Source organism: Gordonia sp. CPCC 206044 (genome assembly GCF_048537895.1).
Classification (GTDB): domain Bacteria; phylum Actinomycetota; class Actinomycetes; order Mycobacteriales; family Mycobacteriaceae; genus Gordonia.
On the sequence record NZ_JBCLVL010000002.1, the window covers coordinates 391,679 to 410,229 of the forward strand.

General features: G+C 64.7%; 19 protein-coding genes. 10 read left to right on the top strand and 9 right to left on the bottom strand.

Annotated features, from left to right (window positions below):
- Positions 1-433: 433 nt before the first annotated feature.
- Complete coding sequence (dnaA, locus tag AAFP35_RS04300) at positions 434-1,960, bottom strand: chromosomal replication initiator protein DnaA (protein WP_419220308.1); 1,527 nt, start codon at positions 1,958-1,960, stop codon at positions 434-436.
- Between the two features lie 582 nt (positions 1,961-2,542).
- Here dnaA and rpmH point away from each other — a divergent pair.
- From rpmH to AAFP35_RS04345, 9 genes are all read left to right on the top strand, one after another.
- Positions 2,543-2,686 (top strand): 50S ribosomal protein L34, encoded by a 144-nt coding sequence (gene rpmH, locus AAFP35_RS04305; protein WP_419220309.1) that lies wholly within the window; start codon positions 2,543-2,545, stop codon positions 2,684-2,686.
- A 54-nt stretch (positions 2,687-2,740) separates the two neighbouring features.
- Complete coding sequence (gene rnpA / locus AAFP35_RS04310) at positions 2,741-3,166, top strand: ribonuclease P protein component (protein ID WP_419220310.1); 426 nt, start codon at positions 2,741-2,743, stop codon at positions 3,164-3,166.
- A 9-nt stretch (positions 3,167-3,175) separates the two neighbouring features.
- A complete protein-coding gene (yidD, locus tag AAFP35_RS04315) occupies positions 3,176-3,577 on the top strand; it encodes a membrane protein insertion efficiency factor YidD (RefSeq protein ID WP_419220311.1) in 402 nt (133 codons plus the stop codon).
- Positions 3,578-3,584: 7 nt separating this feature from the next.
- Positions 3,585-4,946, top strand: a complete 1,362-nt coding sequence (gene yidC, locus AAFP35_RS04320) for a membrane protein insertase YidC (RefSeq protein WP_419220312.1) — start codon at positions 3,585-3,587, stop codon at positions 4,944-4,946.
- A gap of 77 nt (positions 4,947-5,023) precedes the next feature.
- The gene (locus AAFP35_RS04325; protein WP_419220313.1) at positions 5,024-5,716 is read left to right on the top strand and encodes a protein jag; all 693 of its coding nucleotides are present in this window, start codon (positions 5,024-5,026) and stop codon (positions 5,714-5,716) included.
- A 217-nt stretch (positions 5,717-5,933) separates the two neighbouring features.
- The gene (gene rsmG, locus AAFP35_RS04330) at positions 5,934-6,668 is read left to right on the top strand and encodes a 16S rRNA (guanine(527)-N(7))-methyltransferase RsmG (RefSeq protein ID WP_419220314.1); all 735 of its coding nucleotides are present in this window, start codon (positions 5,934-5,936) and stop codon (positions 6,666-6,668) included.
- Positions 6,669-6,805: 137 nt separating this feature from the next.
- Entirely contained in the window at positions 6,806-7,750 is a 945-nt protein-coding gene (locus AAFP35_RS04335) for a ParA family protein (protein ID WP_419220315.1), read from the top strand.
- Between the two features lie 194 nt (positions 7,751-7,944).
- Positions 7,945-9,066: a ParB/RepB/Spo0J family partition protein gene (locus AAFP35_RS04340; RefSeq protein WP_419220316.1), complete on the top strand. Its 1,122-nt coding sequence runs from the start codon at positions 7,945-7,947 to the stop codon at positions 9,064-9,066.
- A 141-nt stretch (positions 9,067-9,207) separates the two neighbouring features.
- Complete coding sequence (locus AAFP35_RS04345) at positions 9,208-10,125, top strand: hypothetical protein (protein WP_419220317.1); 918 nt, start codon at positions 9,208-9,210, stop codon at positions 10,123-10,125.
- On the opposite strand, the gene AAFP35_RS04350 is transcribed toward AAFP35_RS04345, so the two are convergent.
- The 6 genes from AAFP35_RS04350 to AAFP35_RS04375 all read right to left on the bottom strand — a co-directional run bounded on the left by AAFP35_RS04350 (position 10,096) and on the right by AAFP35_RS04375 (position 15,410).
- The gene (locus tag AAFP35_RS04350) at positions 10,096-11,274 is read right to left on the bottom strand and encodes an N-acetylmuramoyl-L-alanine amidase (protein ID WP_419220318.1); all 1,179 of its coding nucleotides are present in this window, start codon (positions 11,272-11,274) and stop codon (positions 10,096-10,098) included. The genes AAFP35_RS04345 and AAFP35_RS04350 overlap by 30 nt on opposite strands.
- A gap of 209 nt (positions 11,275-11,483) precedes the next feature.
- The gene (gene trxA, locus AAFP35_RS04355; RefSeq protein WP_419220319.1) at positions 11,484-11,822 is read right to left on the bottom strand and encodes a thioredoxin; all 339 of its coding nucleotides are present in this window, start codon (positions 11,820-11,822) and stop codon (positions 11,484-11,486) included.
- Between the two features lie 71 nt (positions 11,823-11,893).
- Positions 11,894-12,898 carry a thioredoxin-disulfide reductase gene (gene trxB / locus AAFP35_RS04360; protein WP_419220320.1) on the bottom strand — a complete coding sequence of 335 codons (1,005 nt, stop codon included), beginning with the start codon at positions 12,896-12,898 and terminating at the stop codon, positions 11,894-11,896.
- A gap of 141 nt (positions 12,899-13,039) precedes the next feature.
- Positions 13,040-13,843, bottom strand: coding sequence for a hypothetical protein (locus tag AAFP35_RS04365; protein ID WP_419220321.1), 804 nt, complete (start codon positions 13,841-13,843; stop codon positions 13,040-13,042).
- Positions 13,844-14,036: 193 nt separating this feature from the next.
- Positions 14,037-14,597 carry an RNA polymerase sigma factor SigM gene (gene sigM, locus AAFP35_RS04370; protein ID WP_419220322.1) on the bottom strand — a complete coding sequence of 187 codons (561 nt, stop codon included), beginning with the start codon at positions 14,595-14,597 and terminating at the stop codon, positions 14,037-14,039.
- Between the two features lie 105 nt (positions 14,598-14,702).
- The gene (locus AAFP35_RS04375; protein ID WP_419220323.1) at positions 14,703-15,410 is read right to left on the bottom strand and encodes a TetR/AcrR family transcriptional regulator; all 708 of its coding nucleotides are present in this window, start codon (positions 15,408-15,410) and stop codon (positions 14,703-14,705) included.
- Between the two features lie 124 nt (positions 15,411-15,534).
- Between AAFP35_RS04375 and AAFP35_RS04380 the strand changes: the two genes are divergently transcribed.
- Positions 15,535-16,485 (top strand): sterol desaturase family protein, encoded by a 951-nt coding sequence (locus AAFP35_RS04380; protein WP_419220324.1) that lies wholly within the window; start codon positions 15,535-15,537, stop codon positions 16,483-16,485.
- On the opposite strand, the gene AAFP35_RS04385 is transcribed toward AAFP35_RS04380, so the two are convergent.
- Both AAFP35_RS04385 and AAFP35_RS04390 read right to left on the bottom strand, forming a co-directional pair.
- A complete protein-coding gene (locus AAFP35_RS04385) occupies positions 16,392-17,915 on the bottom strand; it encodes an MDR family MFS transporter (protein ID WP_419220325.1) in 1,524 nt (507 codons plus the stop codon). The genes AAFP35_RS04380 and AAFP35_RS04385 overlap by 94 nt on opposite strands.
- Positions 17,912-18,496 carry an NADPH-dependent FMN reductase gene (locus AAFP35_RS04390; RefSeq protein ID WP_419220326.1) on the bottom strand — a complete coding sequence of 195 codons (585 nt, stop codon included), beginning with the start codon at positions 18,494-18,496 and terminating at the stop codon, positions 17,912-17,914. The genes AAFP35_RS04385 and AAFP35_RS04390 overlap by 4 nt, the downstream gene beginning before the upstream one ends.
- Positions 18,497-18,551 lie beyond the last annotated feature (55 nt).

Consider the following 18,551-nt stretch of genomic DNA (forward strand, 5'->3'; position numbering starts at 1 on the left):
TAGTTCGTTCCACCACTGTCCACGTGCCGTGCACAACTTGTCCCTTGTTATCCCGAGGTTTATCCACACCTGGTGATGAGCGGATCCGAGGCCGGGATCCGTCGAAATCGGTCGGGTTCGCGCGGATCCGGAATGACAAAAGTCTGCCGTGGACATCGAGAGTTGGGCGTACGTCGGCCATGTCGGCCGTGGATCGCGACGACGTTCGTGTGACAGATCCCGGCGTGGCGGCGTCGGTGGCACTCGTGGTCGCCGCAGCCGCAGTCGGTCGTGGTGGCGGTTTAGGAGCACAGCGGTATCGGACCGCAGTCGTGGTGGCCGGCGCCGTGTGGAACATCGCCGGGATGGCCGTGCGACGTGCGCGGCCCGGGCCCGGGTTGGACGGTCGAAACGTCAGAGATCGCCGATGAGGCCGTCAGAGAACGTCTGGGGCTCAGACGGCCCGCTGCTTGATCCGTGCGGTGAGTTCCTGCACGTGGTCGTACACCTTGCGCCGCTCGGCCATCTCCTTGCGGATCTTGCGTTCGGCGTACATGACCGTGGTGTGGTCACGATCGAACGTCTCGCCGATCTTGGGCAGCGAGAGGTCGGTCAGCTCGCGACACAGATACATGGAGATCTGTCGTGCCTGGGCGATCGAGCGGGTCTTGCCGGGTCCGCGTAGCTCCTCGACCGAGATGTCGAAGTATTCGGCTGTGATCGCCAGGATGCTCGCAGCGCTCACCTCGAGCGTGCCTGCGTTGGGCAGAAGCGCCTGCAGGACAACCTCGGCCAGCGACTTGTCGAGTTCGGCGTTGTTGAGGGAAGCGAACGCGGTCACGCGGATGAGCGCACCCTCGAGTTCGCGGATGTTGCGTTCGATCTTGGACGCGATCAGTTCGAGCACGTCGTCGGGGACCGCGATGTTGTCCATCTGCGCCTTCTTGCGCAGGATCGCGATACGGGTCTCCAGATCCGGCGGCTGGACGTCGGTGATGAGACCCCACTCGAACCGGGTGCGCAGCCGATCTTCCAGTGTCGCAAGCTGTTTCGGCGGGCGATCGGACGAGATGACGATCTGCTTGCTGGAATTGTGCAGCGTGTTGAAGGTGTGGAAGAACTCTTCCTGGATACCCTCTTTGCCGATCAGGAACTGGATGTCGTCGACCAGCAGGACGTCGACGTCGCGGTAGCGACGTTTGAACGCGACACGACGGTCGTCACGCAGTGAGTTGATGAAGTCGTTGGTGAACTCCTCGGTGGACACGTACTTGACGCGCATCCCCGGGAACAGTCGCTGGGCGTAGTGACCGGCCGCATGGAGCAGATGAGTTTTGCCCAGACCGGACTCGCCCCAGATGAACAGCGGGTTGTACGCGCGTGCCGGGGCCTCGGCGACGGCCACGGCCGAGGCGTGTGCGAAACGGTTGGAGGCACCGATCACGAACGTGTCGAAGGTGTACTTCGGGCTGAGATTGGCACTCGACGGCGACTGGCTCGCAGTCGGGCGTTCGGCGAAGTAGGTCGACCAGTCCGCCGGTTCGGGTCCGGTAGGTCGATCGGTGCGACCGTCGAAGGTGCTCGGAGTGCCCGCAGGCGCGGGGGCGGCGACCGAGACGGCCAATCCGTCGGGCTCCTCGGCAGGTGCCGCAACCGCAGGTGTCGTCGGAGCGGGATCCGGAGTGGGTTCCTCGATGACGGGAGTGGAGATGCGGACACCGAGATCGACCGGCTGTCCGAGATGACGGCTGAGGACCGATCGGATGGTGTCGCGGAGATTGCGCTCGATCTGTTCCTGGACCAACGGGGTCGGAACGGTCAGCAATGCGAAACCCTCGGCGAGGGTGAGTGGTTGGACGAGTGACAGCCAGGCCTTCTGCTGGCGGGTCAGCGGCTCGTGGTCGTGCGCCGCCGCATCGTTGTTGAGCTCGGTGACGACGTTCTGCCACACCTCGCCGAACGAATCACGATCACTCGTCACGGTTACCTTCCTCCCGGAAACGACCAGCCTCGGCCAGTCACGATGCCACAGAGAATGTCACCGCGAAGATGTCACCATGCCGCACTCGACGCGAGTTGTCCACATGGTTATCCACAGCTGTGTACAGATCATCCGAGATGAGGTGAGTGCTCTCGCGGCCGGAAGGGGGTCCACTGAATCGTCTCTTCATTGACTCTGCGCCGAAGTTAACAGAGTGCAGAGCGACCGACAAAGTGAATCGGAGGATTCGTCTGGTCGTGAGCGAAACCAAGTGACCAAGATGACGGCGTGTCCTCGGCGAGGGGTGGCGCCGATCACGTACGGGCGGGTGTAAGGGCCGCTCGTTTGATTTGCTCGGTCGTACTCAGTAGTCTCGACTGGTCATCCAGGTTGCGGATTTGCGTGGTGGCGTGTGGTCGTGTGTCGACGAACTCCGAGGTCATCGGGGGTTGTCGAGAGAACACCCGTCGTCATCCAACCGGCATCAGTTCGGCACCGGGCCCGGATCAAGAAGACCACCTAAAGATTGTGGTGCACGCGCGCAGTTGGCGTGATGCCACACAGGAGCACAAGGAGTCACCCATGGCCAAGGGCAAGCGGACTTTTCAGCCCAACAACCGCCGTCGCGGACGCGTCCACGGTTTCCGGTTGCGCATGCGCACCCGTGCCGGTCGTGCGATCGTCAACGGCCGTCGCAGCAAGGGCCGCGCGAAGCTCACCGCCTGAGCCGTCGGCGTACTCACCGGCGGTGGCCTGGCCACCGCCGGTTTGCTGGTATTGATGGTGGCTCCCGCTCATCGGATCTCACGTGGATCCGACTTCACCCGCACATTGAGATCTGGTGTGCGGGTGAATACGCGTGATCTGGTGATTCATTTCCTACCGGTGCCGGTGACTCCTGTCGGCGAGGCGGATGGACTCCGCACCGCCGATCTGGCGTCCGCGGGAGGCCCGCGGCTCGGACTCATCGTGAGCAAGTCTGTCGGCAATGCAGTGATCCGGCATCGGACTGCTCGGCGACTGCGGGCGGCGTTCGAGCAATGCCTCCCCCACTTCCCCACCACGCAGCTGTTGGTGGTCATCCGCGCACGGCCCCAGGCCGCGATGTCCAGTAGCACCGCCCTGGCCGAACAGTTGTCGGGTGCGCTGACCCATCGTCGACTGGTGGCCGCGATCGAGCCTGCGGATCGTCGGGTCGCACCATGAGGTCTCGTCGTGCGTGACCCGGACCCTGCGCCCTCGCGGGCCGGCGCGCTCGACTGGCTCCATCTCCTCCCCCGGCGGATCCTGATCTTCCTGATCGAGCTCTACCGCACGTGGATCTCGCCGATGCGCCTCCCGACATGTCGGTTCGAGCCGACATGTTCGGGCTACGCGGTAGAGGCACTGGAACGCCACGGCTTCTTCTACGGCGGATGGCTGTCGATCGTGCGGCTGCTGAAATGCGGCCCTTGGCACAAACCCGGGTACGACCCGGTTCCCGAACGGAGTCTCGGTGAGATCCTGACCCGGACACGAAGCGTCGCGCACGAAAGTGCACATCCGGTCGACGCACAGGCAGAAGACACATGCACAGACACGTCGAGAGTCGTGACACCGACAGAGGTTAAGGGGTAACTGACCCGTGCTGAACTTCATCTACTACCCGGTCTCCTGGATCATGTGGGTCTGGCATTGGCTGTTCAGCCACATCACGCCGGACACACCGGGTGGCAACGGCATCGCGTGGGCTCTCTCGGTGGTGTTCCTGGTGTTCACGCTGCGCGCGATCCTGTTCAAGCCCTTCGTGAAGCAGATCCGCACCACGAAGAAGATGCAGGAGATCAACCCGCAGCTGCAGGCGATCCGGAAGAAGTACGCCAAGGATCGCGTCAAGATGACCGAGGAGATGCAGAAGCTCCAGAAGGAGCACGGGTTCAATCCGCTCCTGGGCTGTCTGCCGATGCTGCTGCAGATCCCCGTGTTCATCGGTTTGTTCCACGTGTTGCGCTCGTTCAACCGGATGGCGACCGGCATGGGTCAGCTGGGCATGTCGGCCGAGGAGACCCGCAGCCTCGGCAACTACGCCTTCAGCCCGGAGCTGGTGCAGAACTTCCTGGACGCTCGTCTCTTCGGAGTTCCGCTGTCGTCGTTCATCACCGAGCCCATCGCCGAGTTCCAGGCGTTCGTCGAGCCCGGCTCCCCGATCGACTTCACCCGCACGCAGATCATCATCGTGGTGATCCCGATGATGATCATCGCGTCGATCGCAACGCACATGAACTCGCGCGCATCGGTGGCTCGCCAGCCCGAGGCGGCGTTGGAGAACCCGCAGACCCGCATGATGAACACCCTGGCGCTGTACGTCTTCCCGCTGGGCATCCTTGTCACGGGTGCGTTCTTCCCCGTTGCCATCCTCCTGTACTGGATGAGTAACAACCTCTGGACCTACGGTCAGCAGCACATCGTCTTCGGTGCCATCGAGCGCGAAGAAGAGGAAGCGCGTCAGGCGAAGGCAGAGAAACAGAAAGCCAATGCACCCAAGCCGGGTGCCCGCCCGGATCCGGCGCGAAAGCTGGGCAAGTCCGCTGCCAATGACGCCGTCGCCGACGAGGTCGAGGACTCGGCCGCGACCGACGTGCCCGCTCCCCCGGTGACCCCGGTCAAGCGGTTGCAGCGCATGTTCAACCGTGACGGCCGTGCGACGAAGCCGGCCGCGGTGACCGACGGCGAGGGATCCGATAACGAGGGATCCGATACCGACGACGACGCCCCGCAGTCGCAGGAGGGGTCGGCATCGAAGGGGTCGGCATCGAAGGGATCTGGGGCGACGGGATCTGCGGCGACGGGCACGACCACGAGTTCGGGTTCCGGCAAAGCAGCGGGCACGAATAAGTCCGGCGGTACGCAGGCCGGGCAGAAGTCGGGTACCGCGCATGTCGCGGGCAAGAACCGCAAGGGCGGATCGAAGCGCAAGAAGGGTGGACGTCCGGGCGGACGTCACTGATTCCGCACAGGGTGGCCACTCCCCCGCTCACCGAGTGGCGCAGACGTTGATGAGAAGCACAGTTAGGTGGATGTGAGATGACAGCAGAGACCACGGCACAGGACCAGGAGACCCGGGAGAACGAGACCCGGGACGCGGAGTCTGCAGTGACCGAGACGACGGTGGATCCGGCGGCAGACGCCTCGACGATCACCGAGAGCAACGACGACACCAATGGTGCCGACACGGACGAGGACACCGACGCAGCTGCCGGGGATGCCGAGTCGGCGGACGACAGCGATGATGAGGACGACGAGCTCGACGAAGAAGACCGCCTGATCGAGGAAGGCGAGATCGCCGGCGACTATCTGGAGCAGTTGCTCGACGTGCTCGATTTCGATGGGGACATCGATCTCGATGTCGACGGTGACCGTGCGGTCGTGAGCATCGACGGCGGCGAGGATCTGACCAAACTCGTGGGCCGTAAGGGCGACGTCCTGGACGCCTTGCAGGAGTTGACGCGGCTCGCCGTGCAGCAGTCCACAGGCGTGCGTAGCCGACTGATGCTTGATGTGGCCCGGTGGCGGGCCGATCGTCGGGACCGTCTCGCCCGTCTGGGGACCGAGGTCGCCGAACGAGTGCGTGACTCGGGTGAGCGGGAAGAGCTCGATCCGATGACGCCGTTCGAGCGGAAGATCGTTCACGACGCCGTCGCCGCGGTCGACGGTGTGGTCAGTGAGAGCGAGGGCGTCGAGCCCAAGCGCCGGGTCGTGGTCTTGCGATCGAGTTAGGTGACGTACTCGCCGGATGTCGTGACGTCCGGTAGAGATAAGGAGTGACAGACGAAGTCCCGGCTGCGGCCGGGACTTTGTTTGTCTCTGGACTGGAAATTACAGGGATGTAGTTCGGTGCGGGCGAGGCTTCCGCACCGGGTGTGCCGGACACGGGAACCGTGGTTTCACGTGAAACCGACGCACAAGTCGTTGATCCTCGAGGAGGACGTTTCACGTGAAACCGAGCGAACCGCTCGAACCATCGGGTCCGGAACCAACCGGCCCATCCCCCACTCCCCCGACGGCCCGAGAGGTGTTCGGCGACCGTCTGCATCTGGCTGAGCGCTACCACGCGGCTCTCGCCGACGATGGTGTGAAGCTCGGTCTCATCGGGCCGCGTGAGGTTCCCCGTCTGTGGGAACGGCACATCTTGAACTGTGCGGTCCTCGGAGAACTCATCGCAGCGGACCTTCGTGTCGTCGACATCGGCAGTGGCGCCGGTCTACCGGGAGTCCCCCTCGCAATCGCGCGGCCGGATCTGCGGGTGACTCTGGTGGAGCCGCTGTTGCGACGCAGCGACTTCCTCCGCCGAATCGTCGAGGAGTTGGGCATCGACGTCGTTGTCCTACGCGGCAGGGCCGAGGAGAAGGAGATTCGAGCGACCGCCGGTGACGCTGATGTCGTGACGTCGAGAGCGGTGGCCCCGCTGGAGCGGTTGGCGAAGTGGTCGGCACCGTTGATTCGTGACGGTGGCCGATTGGTGGCCATCAAAGGCTCATCTGCCGCCGAAGAGATCGAACGCGATCGTGTCGCGGCCGGTCGATGCGGCATCTCGGAGCTTCACGTGGAAAAGTGTGGAGAGGCGATTGTGGACGTCCCGACAACCGTGATTGTCGGTGTGAAGCGCAATATTGGGGGCTCCGCGGGCAAGCGATCGAATCGGTCCCGTGGTGCCCGAAGGAAGGGGTGACCGGGTTGGTGTGGAGTCCTCGGAAGGCGCAGAATAGACGGAGCGCCAACGACGCGGCAGCGCCGCGAGTCGAGGCCGAATCCTCTCCTTCTGGAGATGCTGTCGAAGGTTATGAAGTAGGGCGAAGGAGTCCCAGCGTGGTCGAACAGGAACCGAGTGTTTCACGTGAAACCACTCTCGATGGCTCCTCCTCCCCTCGTCCCGCCCCGGATTTCGCGGATACCCCGATAGCTGCGGCGGCTGCCCGTGCCAGTCAGGTACTGACTCCGGGAGGTGCGGGCGAACTCCCCCGCCCCACCAAGACCCGGATCCTGACGGTCGCGAACCAGAAGGGCGGAGTCGGCAAGACCACCACCGCGGTCAACCTCGCAGCGGGACTGTCGTTGCACGGTCTCGGTGTCTTGGTGATCGACCTCGACCCTCAGGGCAACGCGAGTACCGCGTTGGGGATCGATCATCGTGACCCGGACATCGCGTCGGTGTACGAGCTCCTCCTGGGCGAGGTGACTCTGGCCGAAGCGATTCAGAAGTCACCGACGAGTGACCGACTGTTCTGTGTGCCTGCCACGCTGGATCTGGCCGGCGCCGAGATCGAGTTGGTGTCGCTGGTCGCTCGCGAGAACCGACTACGCAACGCGCTCGACGAGAAGGCGTTGGAAGAGTTCGGTATCGACTACGTGCTCATCGACTGTCCCCCGTCACTCGGCCTGTTGACCGTCAACGCGATGGTCGCGGCCCGCGAGGTACTGATTCCGATCCAGTGCGAGTACTACGCGCTGGAAGGTGTCGGGCAGCTCCTGCGCAACATCGAGCTCGTGCAGGCGCATCTCAATCCGGCACTGCATGTGTCGACCGTCGTCCTGACCATGTACGACGGTCGCACCAAGCTCGCCGATCAGGTGGCCGACGAAGTGCGGCGCCATTTCGGCGACAAGGTGCTCACGACGATCATCCCGCGAAGTGTGAAGGTGTCGGAAGCTCCTGGTTTCGGAATGACCATCATCGAATACGACCCGGGTTCGCGCGGTTCGATGAGCTATCTCGATGCTTCGCGAGAGCTGGCGATGCGGGGAGTCGAATGATGGTTCCGGTGAACGCGAAGATCCGATGATCAGTTCTGGTGCGACCTTCGAGCCCGGAGCGCCGTTGTTTCGAGCACCGTGGTTTCACGTGAAACCTTGTGGACGGCAACTCGGGTGTATCCGGTGATTGCGATTAGGATTCGGAGACGTGACGTTGTCGGGTTCCATCCCGCAGCGACGAGGGGAGGACGGCAGTGAGCCAGCGTGATTCCACACAGCGTCGGGGAGGGCTCGGACGTGGTCTGGCCGCGCTGATTCCGACCGGTCCGCCGGACGGTGACGGGCAGACACAGTCGGGTCCTCGACTCGGCAACGCCGCCGCCGATGTGGTGATCGGCAGGAGTGCTCCGGCAACCTCGGCGGCGCCGAACACGGGCAAGACCGGTGCATCCTCCCCCACAGAACCGGCCACCGGTTCCACGTCGAACGATGAACCGACGACCGTCGACACGTCCGGTGACCACTCACCCACTGCCGATGAGATGGGTGCGGTGTATCGCGAGATCGCACCCGCGGAGATCCAGCCGAATCCGCAGCAACCTCGGACCGTCTTCGACGAAGAAGCGATGGCCGAGCTCGTGCATTCGATCCGCGAATTCGGTCTCATGCAGCCGATCGTCGTGCGGCGACTCTCCGAGGCGACCGCGGACGGTATTCGTTATCAGCTCATCATGGGCGAGCGGCGCTGGCGTGCCGCACAAGAAGCCGGACTCGAAGCCATTCCGACGATCATTCGTGAGACGTCGGATGCAGACATGCTGCGAGATGCGCTGCTGGAAAACATCCACCGCGCACAGCTCAATCCGTTGGAAGAGGCAGCTGCGTATCAGCAGTTGCTCGATGAATTCGGGGTCACCCACGAGGAACTCGCCAACCGACTCGGCCGGTCACGTCCGCTCATCACCAACATGATCCGGTTGCTCAAGCTGCCGATCCCCGTGCAGCGACGCGTCGCAGCAGGCGTGTTGTCGGCGGGTCACGCGCGAGCGTTGTTGTCGCTCGACACCGGAAGCGATGCCCAAGAGGCGCTCGCGGCGCGCATCGTCGCCGAAGGTCTCTCCGTGCGCGCGACCGAAGAAGCGGTGACACTCGCCAATCGGGGCGATGGTGATCTCACGCCGAGCACCTCCCCCGCCAAGCGTCGGCCGATGCAGATGCCGGGACTCCAGGACGTGGCCGAACGGCTCTCCGATCGGCTGGACACCCGAGTGACGGTGAGTCTGGGCAAGCGCAAGGGCAAGATCGTCGTGGAGTTCGGATCCGTCGACGACCTCGAGCGAATTGTCCGCGAGATGGACACCCGAGGTACCACCTGAGGTCGTGATGTGGTGACCCAGGGATACCAGGGAATATCGTCACAGTGACAATTGAGCAGCGAGGGTGACAGTGAAAACGCGAAAGATGTTGTGGCTCATCACTTTCGACTGCTCATATGGTTGCCGGGCAGGGATTCGACGATGAATCTCGCGGTCACTCGTCTCGATCTCGAATCTTTCGAGTCGTTACCGCCGCACACCCGCAAGTGTGTTTTCTGGGAGGTCGATCCACGGCCGGCGGAGTCGGATTCCGACGCGGTCTTCTTCGGAGAGTACGACGGCTTCGAGAGTGAGTTCGACAAGGAGGCGTGGATCTCCGGCGTACTGCTCGAGTGGGGAACGTGCGGGCAACTCGCCGTCGACGGGCACACCGGCAACATCGTCGGGACCGCGTTTTATGCCCCACCCGGTCGTGTCCCACGGTCGGGTTTGTTCCCCACGTCGCCGGTCAGCGCAGACGCCGTGTTGCTGACGTCGATCCGTACCGAGCCCGGCTTCGAAGAAGGCGCACCCATCTTGCTCGACGCAGTACTCAGCAACCTGGTGCGCCGCGGTGTGCGGGCGGTGGAGGCCTTCGGTATCGTCCGGACACCGGCGGAGTCGACCGGCCCCGGCTCGCTCGCGGCCCCCGAGGTGTCGTCGGATCCCGTCATACCCGCCGACCTCGGTGCGTTGGAATCGATGTCGAGCGAACTGAACTTCTGGGCCGATGAGGCGATCATCGAGATCAGCCGTGCCATGCACGACAGTCCGCTTCCCGGGTTGTGTACCGAATGTGTCATGGACGCAGCGTTTCTCAAGGACTCGGGGTTCGATGTCGTTGCGTCACATCCGCGTTTCCCTCGGTTCCGTCTGGAGTTGGACGAGGGCCTCGGATGGAAGCACGAAGTCGAGCATGCGCTCGAGAAGCTGGTGGTGATGGCTGCGATCGATCTCGCCGGCCGAGAGCGCGAGACCAGGGTGCCGGTGGGGTCGTCGTGTCGCGCACAGACCGAGAAGTCGGCCGAGTCGAATGCCCGGTCGACCGGGTCAGCTGGAAAGGCGCTCCGCGGCAAGTAGTTCCGCGAACGTATACGTTCCCGTCGGTCGATCGTTCTCACCGAGCAGATACAGTCGCTTGACCGCGACGAGGATCGCCTCGGCGATCACATCACGCATCTGCGGATCGTCGAGCACGGTCGCATCGGTCGGATTGGTGATGTAACCGACGTCGATGAGAGTGACGGGCATCCGGGTCAGGCGCAGGACATCCCAGGTGCGTTCATGCGTGCGACAGTCGGAAAGTGGTGTGCGGGCGACGATTTCACGCTGGATGAAGCCGGCGAGATTGCGTCCGATGGTGGAGAACGACCCGTGTGAATTACCGAAGTAGAACGAGGCCACGCCATGGGCGCCCTCATTGGGGTAGTGCGCGCAGCGAAGGGCGATCATGAGATCGGCGTCCACCATGTTGGCCACACGCGCACGCTCGTCGTCGCCGGGACGGCCACGGCCGTCGTGAGACAGGAATGTCTCCATACCGGCGGCCGCCATGCGGCCCTCCAGGCGCCGTCCGAGATCCCACAGCACCTCGGACTCGAGGTCGGCGGTGGCACCGGTGGAGAACTCGTGCAATCCGCCGGAGCCGGGATCGATCAGGATCCGCTTACCGGACAGCTGAGGACCCGATCGACGGACGTGCTCCTCCTCGCGGATCGCATGCGGCGAGCCGCCGGTCACCCGGGTTCCGAGACGCTCGAGGGACCGCAACGTCGACGGTCCGCAGATGCCATCCGAGGACAGTCCGTATTCGCTTTGGTAGAGGCAGACGGCGTTGTGGGTGGACTCGCCGAACGTGCCGTCGACCAGTCCCGTGTAATAGCCGAGGTTCTGTAGCCGGGACTGCAGTTTGGCCACGTCGTCGCCCACCATCGGCGCGGACAGGCGATACAGCAGCACACGGGTACCGAGTTGGTACGACGCCTCGCGCAGCGCGCGGTAGGTCGCCGGTCCGACGATGCCGTCGACGATCAGTCCACGTTCCTGCTGGAACGCTCGAACGGCACGGTCGGAGGCCTCATCGAAGACCGCTTCGGGTGGAGTCCACCCGTTGGAGGTATCGGTCGTGCGAGCGGAGGCCGGGCCGGAGTCCAGCAGCCCGAGTCCGACGAGGATGTTCCGGATCTCGGCGACAGCCGAGCCTTGATCCCCGAGTCGGAACAGCGGCATCAGCAACTCCTATGCAGGCGTGCGGTCGGTTGGTCGGCAGTGTCAGCGTCCCCCGCTTTCGGTGCTCACCGAGCACCCCGCAAACACCGTGCATTCTCTCAGGTCCCGGCGGTGCGACCAAATGGTGGCGCCCATGAGGGCGCCACCAATGATCCCGCTTTGTCGGGCGAGCGCTTTCGCGCTCATATTGTCGCAGGTAGGACGGCGGATCAGGCTGAGGTGCCGATCACCGTGTCGAGCTCGCGCAGCAGCGCGGCCTTGCCCTTGGCACCGACGATCGTCTTGCTGGGCTTACCGTTCTCGAACAGGATCATGGTCGGGATCGACATGATCTGGAAGTCGCGGGCAACGCCGGGACTCTCGTCGACGTCGAGCTTGGCGACGGTCAACTTGTCGGCATGGTCACCGGCGATCTCTTCGAGGACCGGTGCCACCATGCGGCACGGCCCGCACCAGGTCGCCCAGAAGTCGACCAGAACCGGCTTGTCCGAACCCAGCACCTCGTCCTTGAACGTGGCGTCGGTCACGGCGACGGTGTTTGCTCCCATTGTTGTCCTCCTTGTTGGACGTGAGTCGTGGTCGGCCCTGGCGCCGGTGAGGCGGGGGCCGAGAGATGTGGTCAGGCGTTCGCGCCGGCATCGACGACGACGAATGCGTCTTCGAGTCCCGGGGTGATGTCCGCGTCGCCCTGTTCGGCCAGCCAGCGTTCCGCGTCGATGGCCGCCGAACAGCCGCTGCCTGCCGCGGTGATCGCCTGACGGTAGGTGTGGTCGACGAGGTCGCCTGCGGCGAAGACGCCGGGCAGCGACGTGAATGTGGTGCGGCCCTGGACCTGCACGTAGCCCTCGTCGTCGAGGTCGATCTGACCGCGGACGAGCTCACTGCGCGGATCGTGGCCGATCGCCACGAACATCCCGGTGACGTCGATGGTGCGATCCTCGCCGGTGACCGTGTCGGTCAGCTGCAGACCGGTCACCGAGGTGTCGCCGACGACGCCGGACACCGCGGCGTTGGTGACGAAACGGATCTTGTCGTTGGCGCGAGCACGTTCGAGCATGATCTTCGACGCGCGGAATTCCTCGCGACGATGAATGATCGTGACGCTGCGGGCGAACTTGGTGAGGAACGTCGCCTCCTCCATGGCGGAATCGCCGCCGCCGATGACGGCGATGTCCTGGTCCTTGAAGAAGAACCCGTCACACGTTGCGCAGGCCGACACGCCGCGGCCGAGCAGGGTCTGCTCGTTCTCGACGCCGAGATAGCGTGCTGCCGCACCCATCGCCAGGATCACGGCCTTCGCACGATGGACCTCGCCGCCGACCTCGACCTCCTTCACAGGACCCTCGAGTCGGACGGTGTCGACGTCTTCCATCCGCAGGTCGGCACCGAAGCGGATCGCCTGTTCGCGCATCTCGTCCATCAGTGCCGGGCCCTGGATGCCGCCCTGGAAGCCGGGGAAGTTCTCGACCTCGGTCGTCGTCATCAGGGCGCCGCCGAACTGCGTGCCCTCGAACACGATCGGAGCCAGTTCGGCACGCGCAGCGTAGATCGCCGCGGTGTATCCGGCGGGACCTGAACCGATGATGATCAGGTCGTGGATCTGCTGGCTGTCTGGCTGGGTCATCCGTCCTCCGTGCTCGACGGCGCGGGGAGGTGTCTTGCGAAGCCCCGGCCGGTTGGTCTGCGTGTCTCAACACCAGGGTAAGGGCAGATGTTCCCTGCGCTCGCCGATGCCGGGCGCGTCACACTGCCCGGTGGGCCGGCTTCAGCCGCCGATGAGGGTGCGGGAGATGGTCGACGGTCGCCCGACGGCGCAGTCGGGACCGACGACCAGCGCATCGAACCGGCCGGCGACGCCGGTCGACAGCAGGATGACGACTGCGTCGCCGCCCCGCAGAGTGATCGGTCCGGATCCGAGGACGGTCGTGGAATCGGGCACACCGTTGGCGGCGGTGCAGCGACGCAGAGCGGCCTCGGTGGGGAACGGGGCGAAATCGTCGTGTCCGAGCACCGTCAGCGCAGACATCTTCTCCCCTGCGTCGAGGTGGTGTTCGGCAGGCGCTGCCACCGGGGTCCCCATATCCGGGTCGGCGTCGGTGTCCGTGGGGCGCAGCGTGCCGACCGAGAACGCGAGCACCGCGACGGCGGCCGCTGCCACGCCGCCGCCGGCCAGCATCCACCGTCGCCGCCGCTGATGGCGGCCGCGATCGATCGACGTCACCGAACCGGTGCCGGCGGTCTCGTCGTCGATCTGATCGAGCGTGGCGCGCGTGAGGGCCGCGACCGATGACGGCATCGGCGTTGCGGGCAGCGGCATGGCGCGCAGATCGGCCGTCGTGCGATCGAGTGCCCGCAGCACGGCCTGGGCGTCGGGGTCATCGTTGATGGCAGACCAGACCTCGTCGGCCACGTCGGGTGGGAGCACCCCCGCGTGGAAGTCGGCGAGCACGTCCGGAGAGTACGGCGGCTGGGGACGACCGGCCATCGCGTCGCCACGCTCGTCGTCTGCTCCCGGCGGGATCATCGATCCACTCTCCCACTTCTCTTCATCCGATGATGTGCGGGACACCGTCGAAGTGTGTCCGCTGTCTCGGCGGTCGGGCGGCTGTGTGGATCGACCCGTTCGGGACATCCCGAACCGGTCGGGACCCGCAGGCCGACGCGATCGTCAACACTAGGACGCAGCGGCCGCCGGTCTGGTTCCGTGTGGGTCGACCAAATGACACCACCCGAAACCTCGGAATACACCACCGGTCTCGCCATCAGACGGACTTCAGGTGGCCGAGCAGTTGTGCCAGTCTCAATCGTCCACGCGAACACCGACTCTTCACGGTCCCGACGGGTACGCCGAGCTTCTCGGCGGCTTCTGCGACGGAGTAGCCCTCGACATCGACCGCGATGATCGCGGCCCGCTGATCGGGAGGCAGCGTGTCGAGGGCACGCCCGATCGACACCGACAGATCCACCGCCGCCATCTGGTCGCGCTCGTCGGCCATCGGGAGCACGTCGTACTCGGGGATCGCGACGGTCAGGTGTGATCGATTCCTCCGGATCCGATCCAGGCAGGCGTTGACCACGATGCGATGCAGCCAGCTGGTGACCTTGGCGTCCGAGCGGAAGCGGTCGGCCATGCGGTGCGCGTTGAACAGTGCATCCTGCAGTGCGTCGGCGGCATCGTCGGGATTGTCACTCGTGCGGCACGCCAGTGACCACAGATACGTCTGGTGCCGATCGATGAGGGTGGCGAAGGCGCCCGGCTCTCCGTGCACGTGTGCGCGCAGCAGATCTTCGTCGCTGCGCGCATCGCCGCTCCCCCGACTCATGCGAAGAAGGCTAGTGGAACGCACGGCCCCGGGAGGGCATGACCTGCAGGTTGTCCACAGGCGGAACGAAAATCGCCCGATGTGGTGTGTGTGGGGCGGCGACGGTCAGGGTGACCGTTTCACCAGGAGTCGTCCGTGGGCGGCGATGAACAGCTCGACCGACGTGGTCACGATCGCCTCGAGCTCGAACAGGTCGGCGGATTCCTCACCGATGATGCCGAATTGCCCCGTGGACGTCGTGTACCAGTCCACCAGCAACTGGGTGACGGCTCCGACGAGGCCGATGGCGGCGAGGCGTTGCGCACGGTCAGGGATCTGCCGGCCGAGTGCCAGCGTGAGGATCAGATCGGCCCAGCCGTGGATCGCCGACAGTCGCAAGCGCTCGATGTCCGGATTGACGCCCACCACCTCGACGAGAATGATCCGCGCCCGCCGCGGATCCCCGGCCAGAGCGCCGATGAAGGCATCGAGTGCCGCGTGTGCCGCCGCCGGGATGTCGGCGGCGGCAACCGCTCCGTCGCCGTCGTTCTCGCCGTCGTGCAGATACTGGGCGACCGCGTCGACGGTCCGCGACCGTGCATCCGCGACGCAATTCTCGTAGACGGCGGCGAGAATCGCCTGCCGGTCGGCGAAGGACTCGTAGAAGTACCGCTGAGTGAGGCCGGCGTGATCGCAGAGCCGCTTCACCGAGACGTTGGCGAATCCCTCCGAGCCGAAGAGTTCGAGGCCGGCCGACAGCAGATCGGCTCGTCGACGCAGGCGCCGCTCCTCCGGATCGGCCCCGGCATAGCGACGACCATCGGGAGCGGACATCGGCAGGACTCCTCACGTGTGGGCTGGGCGAGTCTTTACACACCCTATCTGACACGCTACCGTGTCAGAATCCGACCAAGTGACATGAACTCGTGTCAGATGGGCTGAGTCCAGGAGAACCACGATGCTCGACTTCCTTCCCGATGCGATGCGGGAACCCACCGTGCTCGCGATCCCGTTCTTCGTGCTGATGGTCGCGCTGGAGTGGACGTCGGCGTGGAAGTCCGAACACATCGAGAACCGGCGGCCGTCCCAAGAAGACATGCGCACGCCTTCGACGCCGGGCACCTACAACCCGCGTGATTCGCGTACGAGTCTGCTCATGGGCCTGGTCTCGGTCGGGACCAGTGCCGGATGGAAGATCCTCGGACTGTTGGCGTATGCGGCCGTCTTCACCTACCTGGCGCCGTGGCATCTGCCCGGCGGTGCCTGGTACACGTGGGTGTTCGCGTTCGTCGGTCTCGACCTGCTGTTCTACCTCGAACATCGCATCGCCCACCGTGTCCGCCTGGTCTGGGCGACGCATCAGGCACACCATTCCAGCGAATACTTCAACTTCACCACCGCACTGCGACAGAAATGGAACAACACCGCCGGCTTGGTGATGTGGCTGCCGCTGCCCCTGCTCGGTGTCCCACCGGCCATCGTCTTCGCCGTCTACTCCCTGAATCTCGTCTATCAGTTCTGGATTCACACCGAGCGGGTCGGACGGCTCTGGGCCCCGATCGAGTTCGTGTTCAACACCCCGTCACACCACCGGGTACACCACGGCAGCGACAGCGAATACCTCGACAAGAACTACGGGGGTGTCCTGATCATCTGGGACCGGCTGTTGGGAACCTTCACCGAGGAGGGTCGCCGGCCCACCTACGGACTGACGAAACCCGTTGACACATACAATATCTGGCGCCTACAGACGCACGAGTACGTGGCGATCGTCCGCGACGTTCGTGCGGCCCGCGGAGTGCGTGCACGGCTGGGTCACATCTTCGGCCCGCCGGGCTGGGCGCCGCGCACACCGCCGGATGATGTGGAATATGAAGGGCTGGAGCAGGTTCCGGAAGCGACGACGTGACGCCGAGTGGCCGGTTGGTGTCGACGCGACAGGAACAGTGCGGGCAGGAATGCCAGGGCCAGAATGACGGCCACCCACACATAGGTGCACCGGAACGCGTCCGCAAGGTCCGGGAGAGATGACGCGGGTAGCAGGAACGCCTGCTCGAGATCCTGGATCTGCGGGAGCCTTTCATTGACGGAATTCGCGAGGCGGGCGGAGATCACCGCCGTGCCCAGCGCGATCGCGACCTGTTGGATGATCATCAGCCCGGTGCTCGCCGAAGGCGCCTCGTCGTGGGTGAGGCCGCGCGTCCCCGCTGCCGTGGCCGGCATGAGAGTCATTCCGATGCCGCATCCCATCACCGCCGTCGCCGCCATCAGTTGCCAGTACGGGGTATCGGCTGAGACGAGGGCAATGAACAGCAGAACTCCGATCGGCGCGAGGATCGTGCCCAGCGCAATCACCCGGCCGGGTGGGACCCGGTCGACGAGACGGGTGGCCACCTGCATCGTGATACCCGTGGCGAGAACCTGGGGGACGTTCAACAGCCCCGTGGTGAGTGCGTCCTCGCCGCGGACCGTCTGATAGTAGAGCGGCAGCACCACCATGGACCCGAAATAGGCTGCGGCCGCGAATGTCACAGTGAGAGCTGAAGCGGCGAGCCTGCGACGACAGAACAACCGCACTTCGATGAGTGGCTGGTCGGTGGTGACGGACCGGACGACGAATCCTGCTCCGAGTCCGCCACCGAGGATGGCAGCGGCGAAGCCGCCGCCGGTGAGCCCGAAGATCAGCAGCGCGAGGCCGGAGGACAGCAGTAGTAGCCCGATCCAGTCGAGGCTGCGCCGGGTGCGGCCTGGGTCGGTCGGGAGGAGGCGGCCGGCGAGAAGCGCGCCGACGAGGCCGACGGGTACGTTTATCAAGAAGATCCAGCGCCACGATGTCGCGTCGATCAGGACACCGCCGAGGACGGGACCGATCAGGGGCCCGATGAGCGGTGGGATCCCGAGAAAGCTCATCAGCCGACCGTTTTCTCCTTCGCCCGCAGCGCGGAGCACGATGGTCATGCCGACGGGTAAGAGCATGCCGCCTCCGAGGCCCTGTAGGACACGAAACGCGACCAGCGACCACATATCCCATGCACATGCGCACAACACCGAGCCGGCCACGAACAGAACGATCGCGGTGAGATAGAGCCTCTTGGTTCCGAAGCGGCCGACTGCCCACGCGGTGATCGGGATGACGGTGACCAACCCGAGAATGTATCCGGTTGTCACCCATTGGATGTTGGTCATGGTGGCGTGGAACTCGAGGGCGAGGGTGCCGACGGCGATGTGCACGATCGTGGTGTCGAGCACGACCATCATCATGTTGAGGACGACGACCAGCGCCACGGTGACCGGGCGGGCCGCGACGCGCGGGGCGGCCGTGCCGAGAACGACGGTCACGCCGGCACTCGCAGTGATTTCAGCGCTGCAGACCAGGCGGATACTTCGTCGACCATGGTGGTCAGTGCCCGTTGCTGATGCTCGCCGGGCGTGAGAGTCCCTGGGTCGAGGGGATCGGTGAGATCGAAGTCGTGATGCAGCGACAGCCCGACCTGGGTACGGACGGTCGCGACCTTCACCTCGGCCAACACCAGCCGCAAGTGCTCCGCTGCCCGGACCCCGCCGGCCTGAACACCGTAGGTGACGAAGCCGGCCGCCTTGTCCGCCCACTCACCGAACAGGAAGTCGATCGCATCCTTCAGCACTCCGGGGAAGGAGTGGTTGTATTCCGGTGCGACGAAGATGAATCCGTTGTACGACCCGACGGTGTCGGCCCATCGTTGCGTGGACGGGTTCTCGTACGTCCCGAAGATCGCGGGTGCGGCTTCGTCGAGGTGCGGGAGGTTGTAGTCGTGCAGATCCACTACGTCGAAGGTCACTTCCGGTCGGTGCTGTTGTGCGGTCTCGCGGACCCAGTGCGCCACGAGCGCACCGCGACGTCCGGGGCGGGTGGTGCCGACAACGATTGCTATGCGTGTCATGCGGAAACTCCTCAGGTCGGTGGACACATCGGTAAAGTACAACGAGTAATGTAGA

What these genes read in the sequence shown, in the direction of transcription:
- trxB (WP_419220320.1), bottom strand. Translation starts at nt 12,898, where the DNA reads ATGACCCAGCCAGACAGCCAGCAGATCCACGACCTGATCATCATCGGT.
- AAFP35_RS04325 (WP_419220313.1), top strand. Translation starts at nt 5,024, where the DNA reads ATGACAGCAGAGACCACGGCACAGGACCAGGAGACCCGGGAGAACGAG.
- AAFP35_RS04380 (WP_419220324.1), top strand. Translation starts at nt 15,535, where the DNA reads ATGCTCGACTTCCTTCCCGATGCGATGCGGGAACCCACCGTGCTCGCG.
- trxA (WP_419220319.1), bottom strand. Translation starts at nt 11,822, where the DNA reads ATGGGAGCAAACACCGTCGCCGTGACCGACGCCACGTTCAAGGACGAG.
- AAFP35_RS04350 (WP_419220318.1), bottom strand. Translation starts at nt 11,274, where the DNA reads ATGCCGCTGTTCCGACTCGGGGATCAAGGCTCGGCTGTCGCCGAGATC.
- rpmH (WP_419220309.1), top strand. Translation starts at nt 2,543, where the DNA reads ATGGCCAAGGGCAAGCGGACTTTTCAGCCCAACAACCGCCGTCGCGGA.
- AAFP35_RS04345 (WP_419220317.1), top strand. Translation starts at nt 9,208, where the DNA reads ATGAATCTCGCGGTCACTCGTCTCGATCTCGAATCTTTCGAGTCGTTA.
- AAFP35_RS04390 (WP_419220326.1), bottom strand. Translation starts at nt 18,496, where the DNA reads ATGACACGCATAGCAATCGTTGTCGGCACCACCCGCCCCGGACGTCGC.
- sigM (WP_419220322.1), bottom strand. Translation starts at nt 14,597, where the DNA reads ATGAGTCGGGGGAGCGGCGATGCGCGCAGCGACGAAGATCTGCTGCGC.
- AAFP35_RS04375 (WP_419220323.1), bottom strand. Translation starts at nt 15,410, where the DNA reads ATGTCCGCTCCCGATGGTCGTCGCTATGCCGGGGCCGATCCGGAGGAG.
- rnpA (WP_419220310.1), top strand. Translation starts at nt 2,741, where the DNA reads ATGGTGGCTCCCGCTCATCGGATCTCACGTGGATCCGACTTCACCCGC.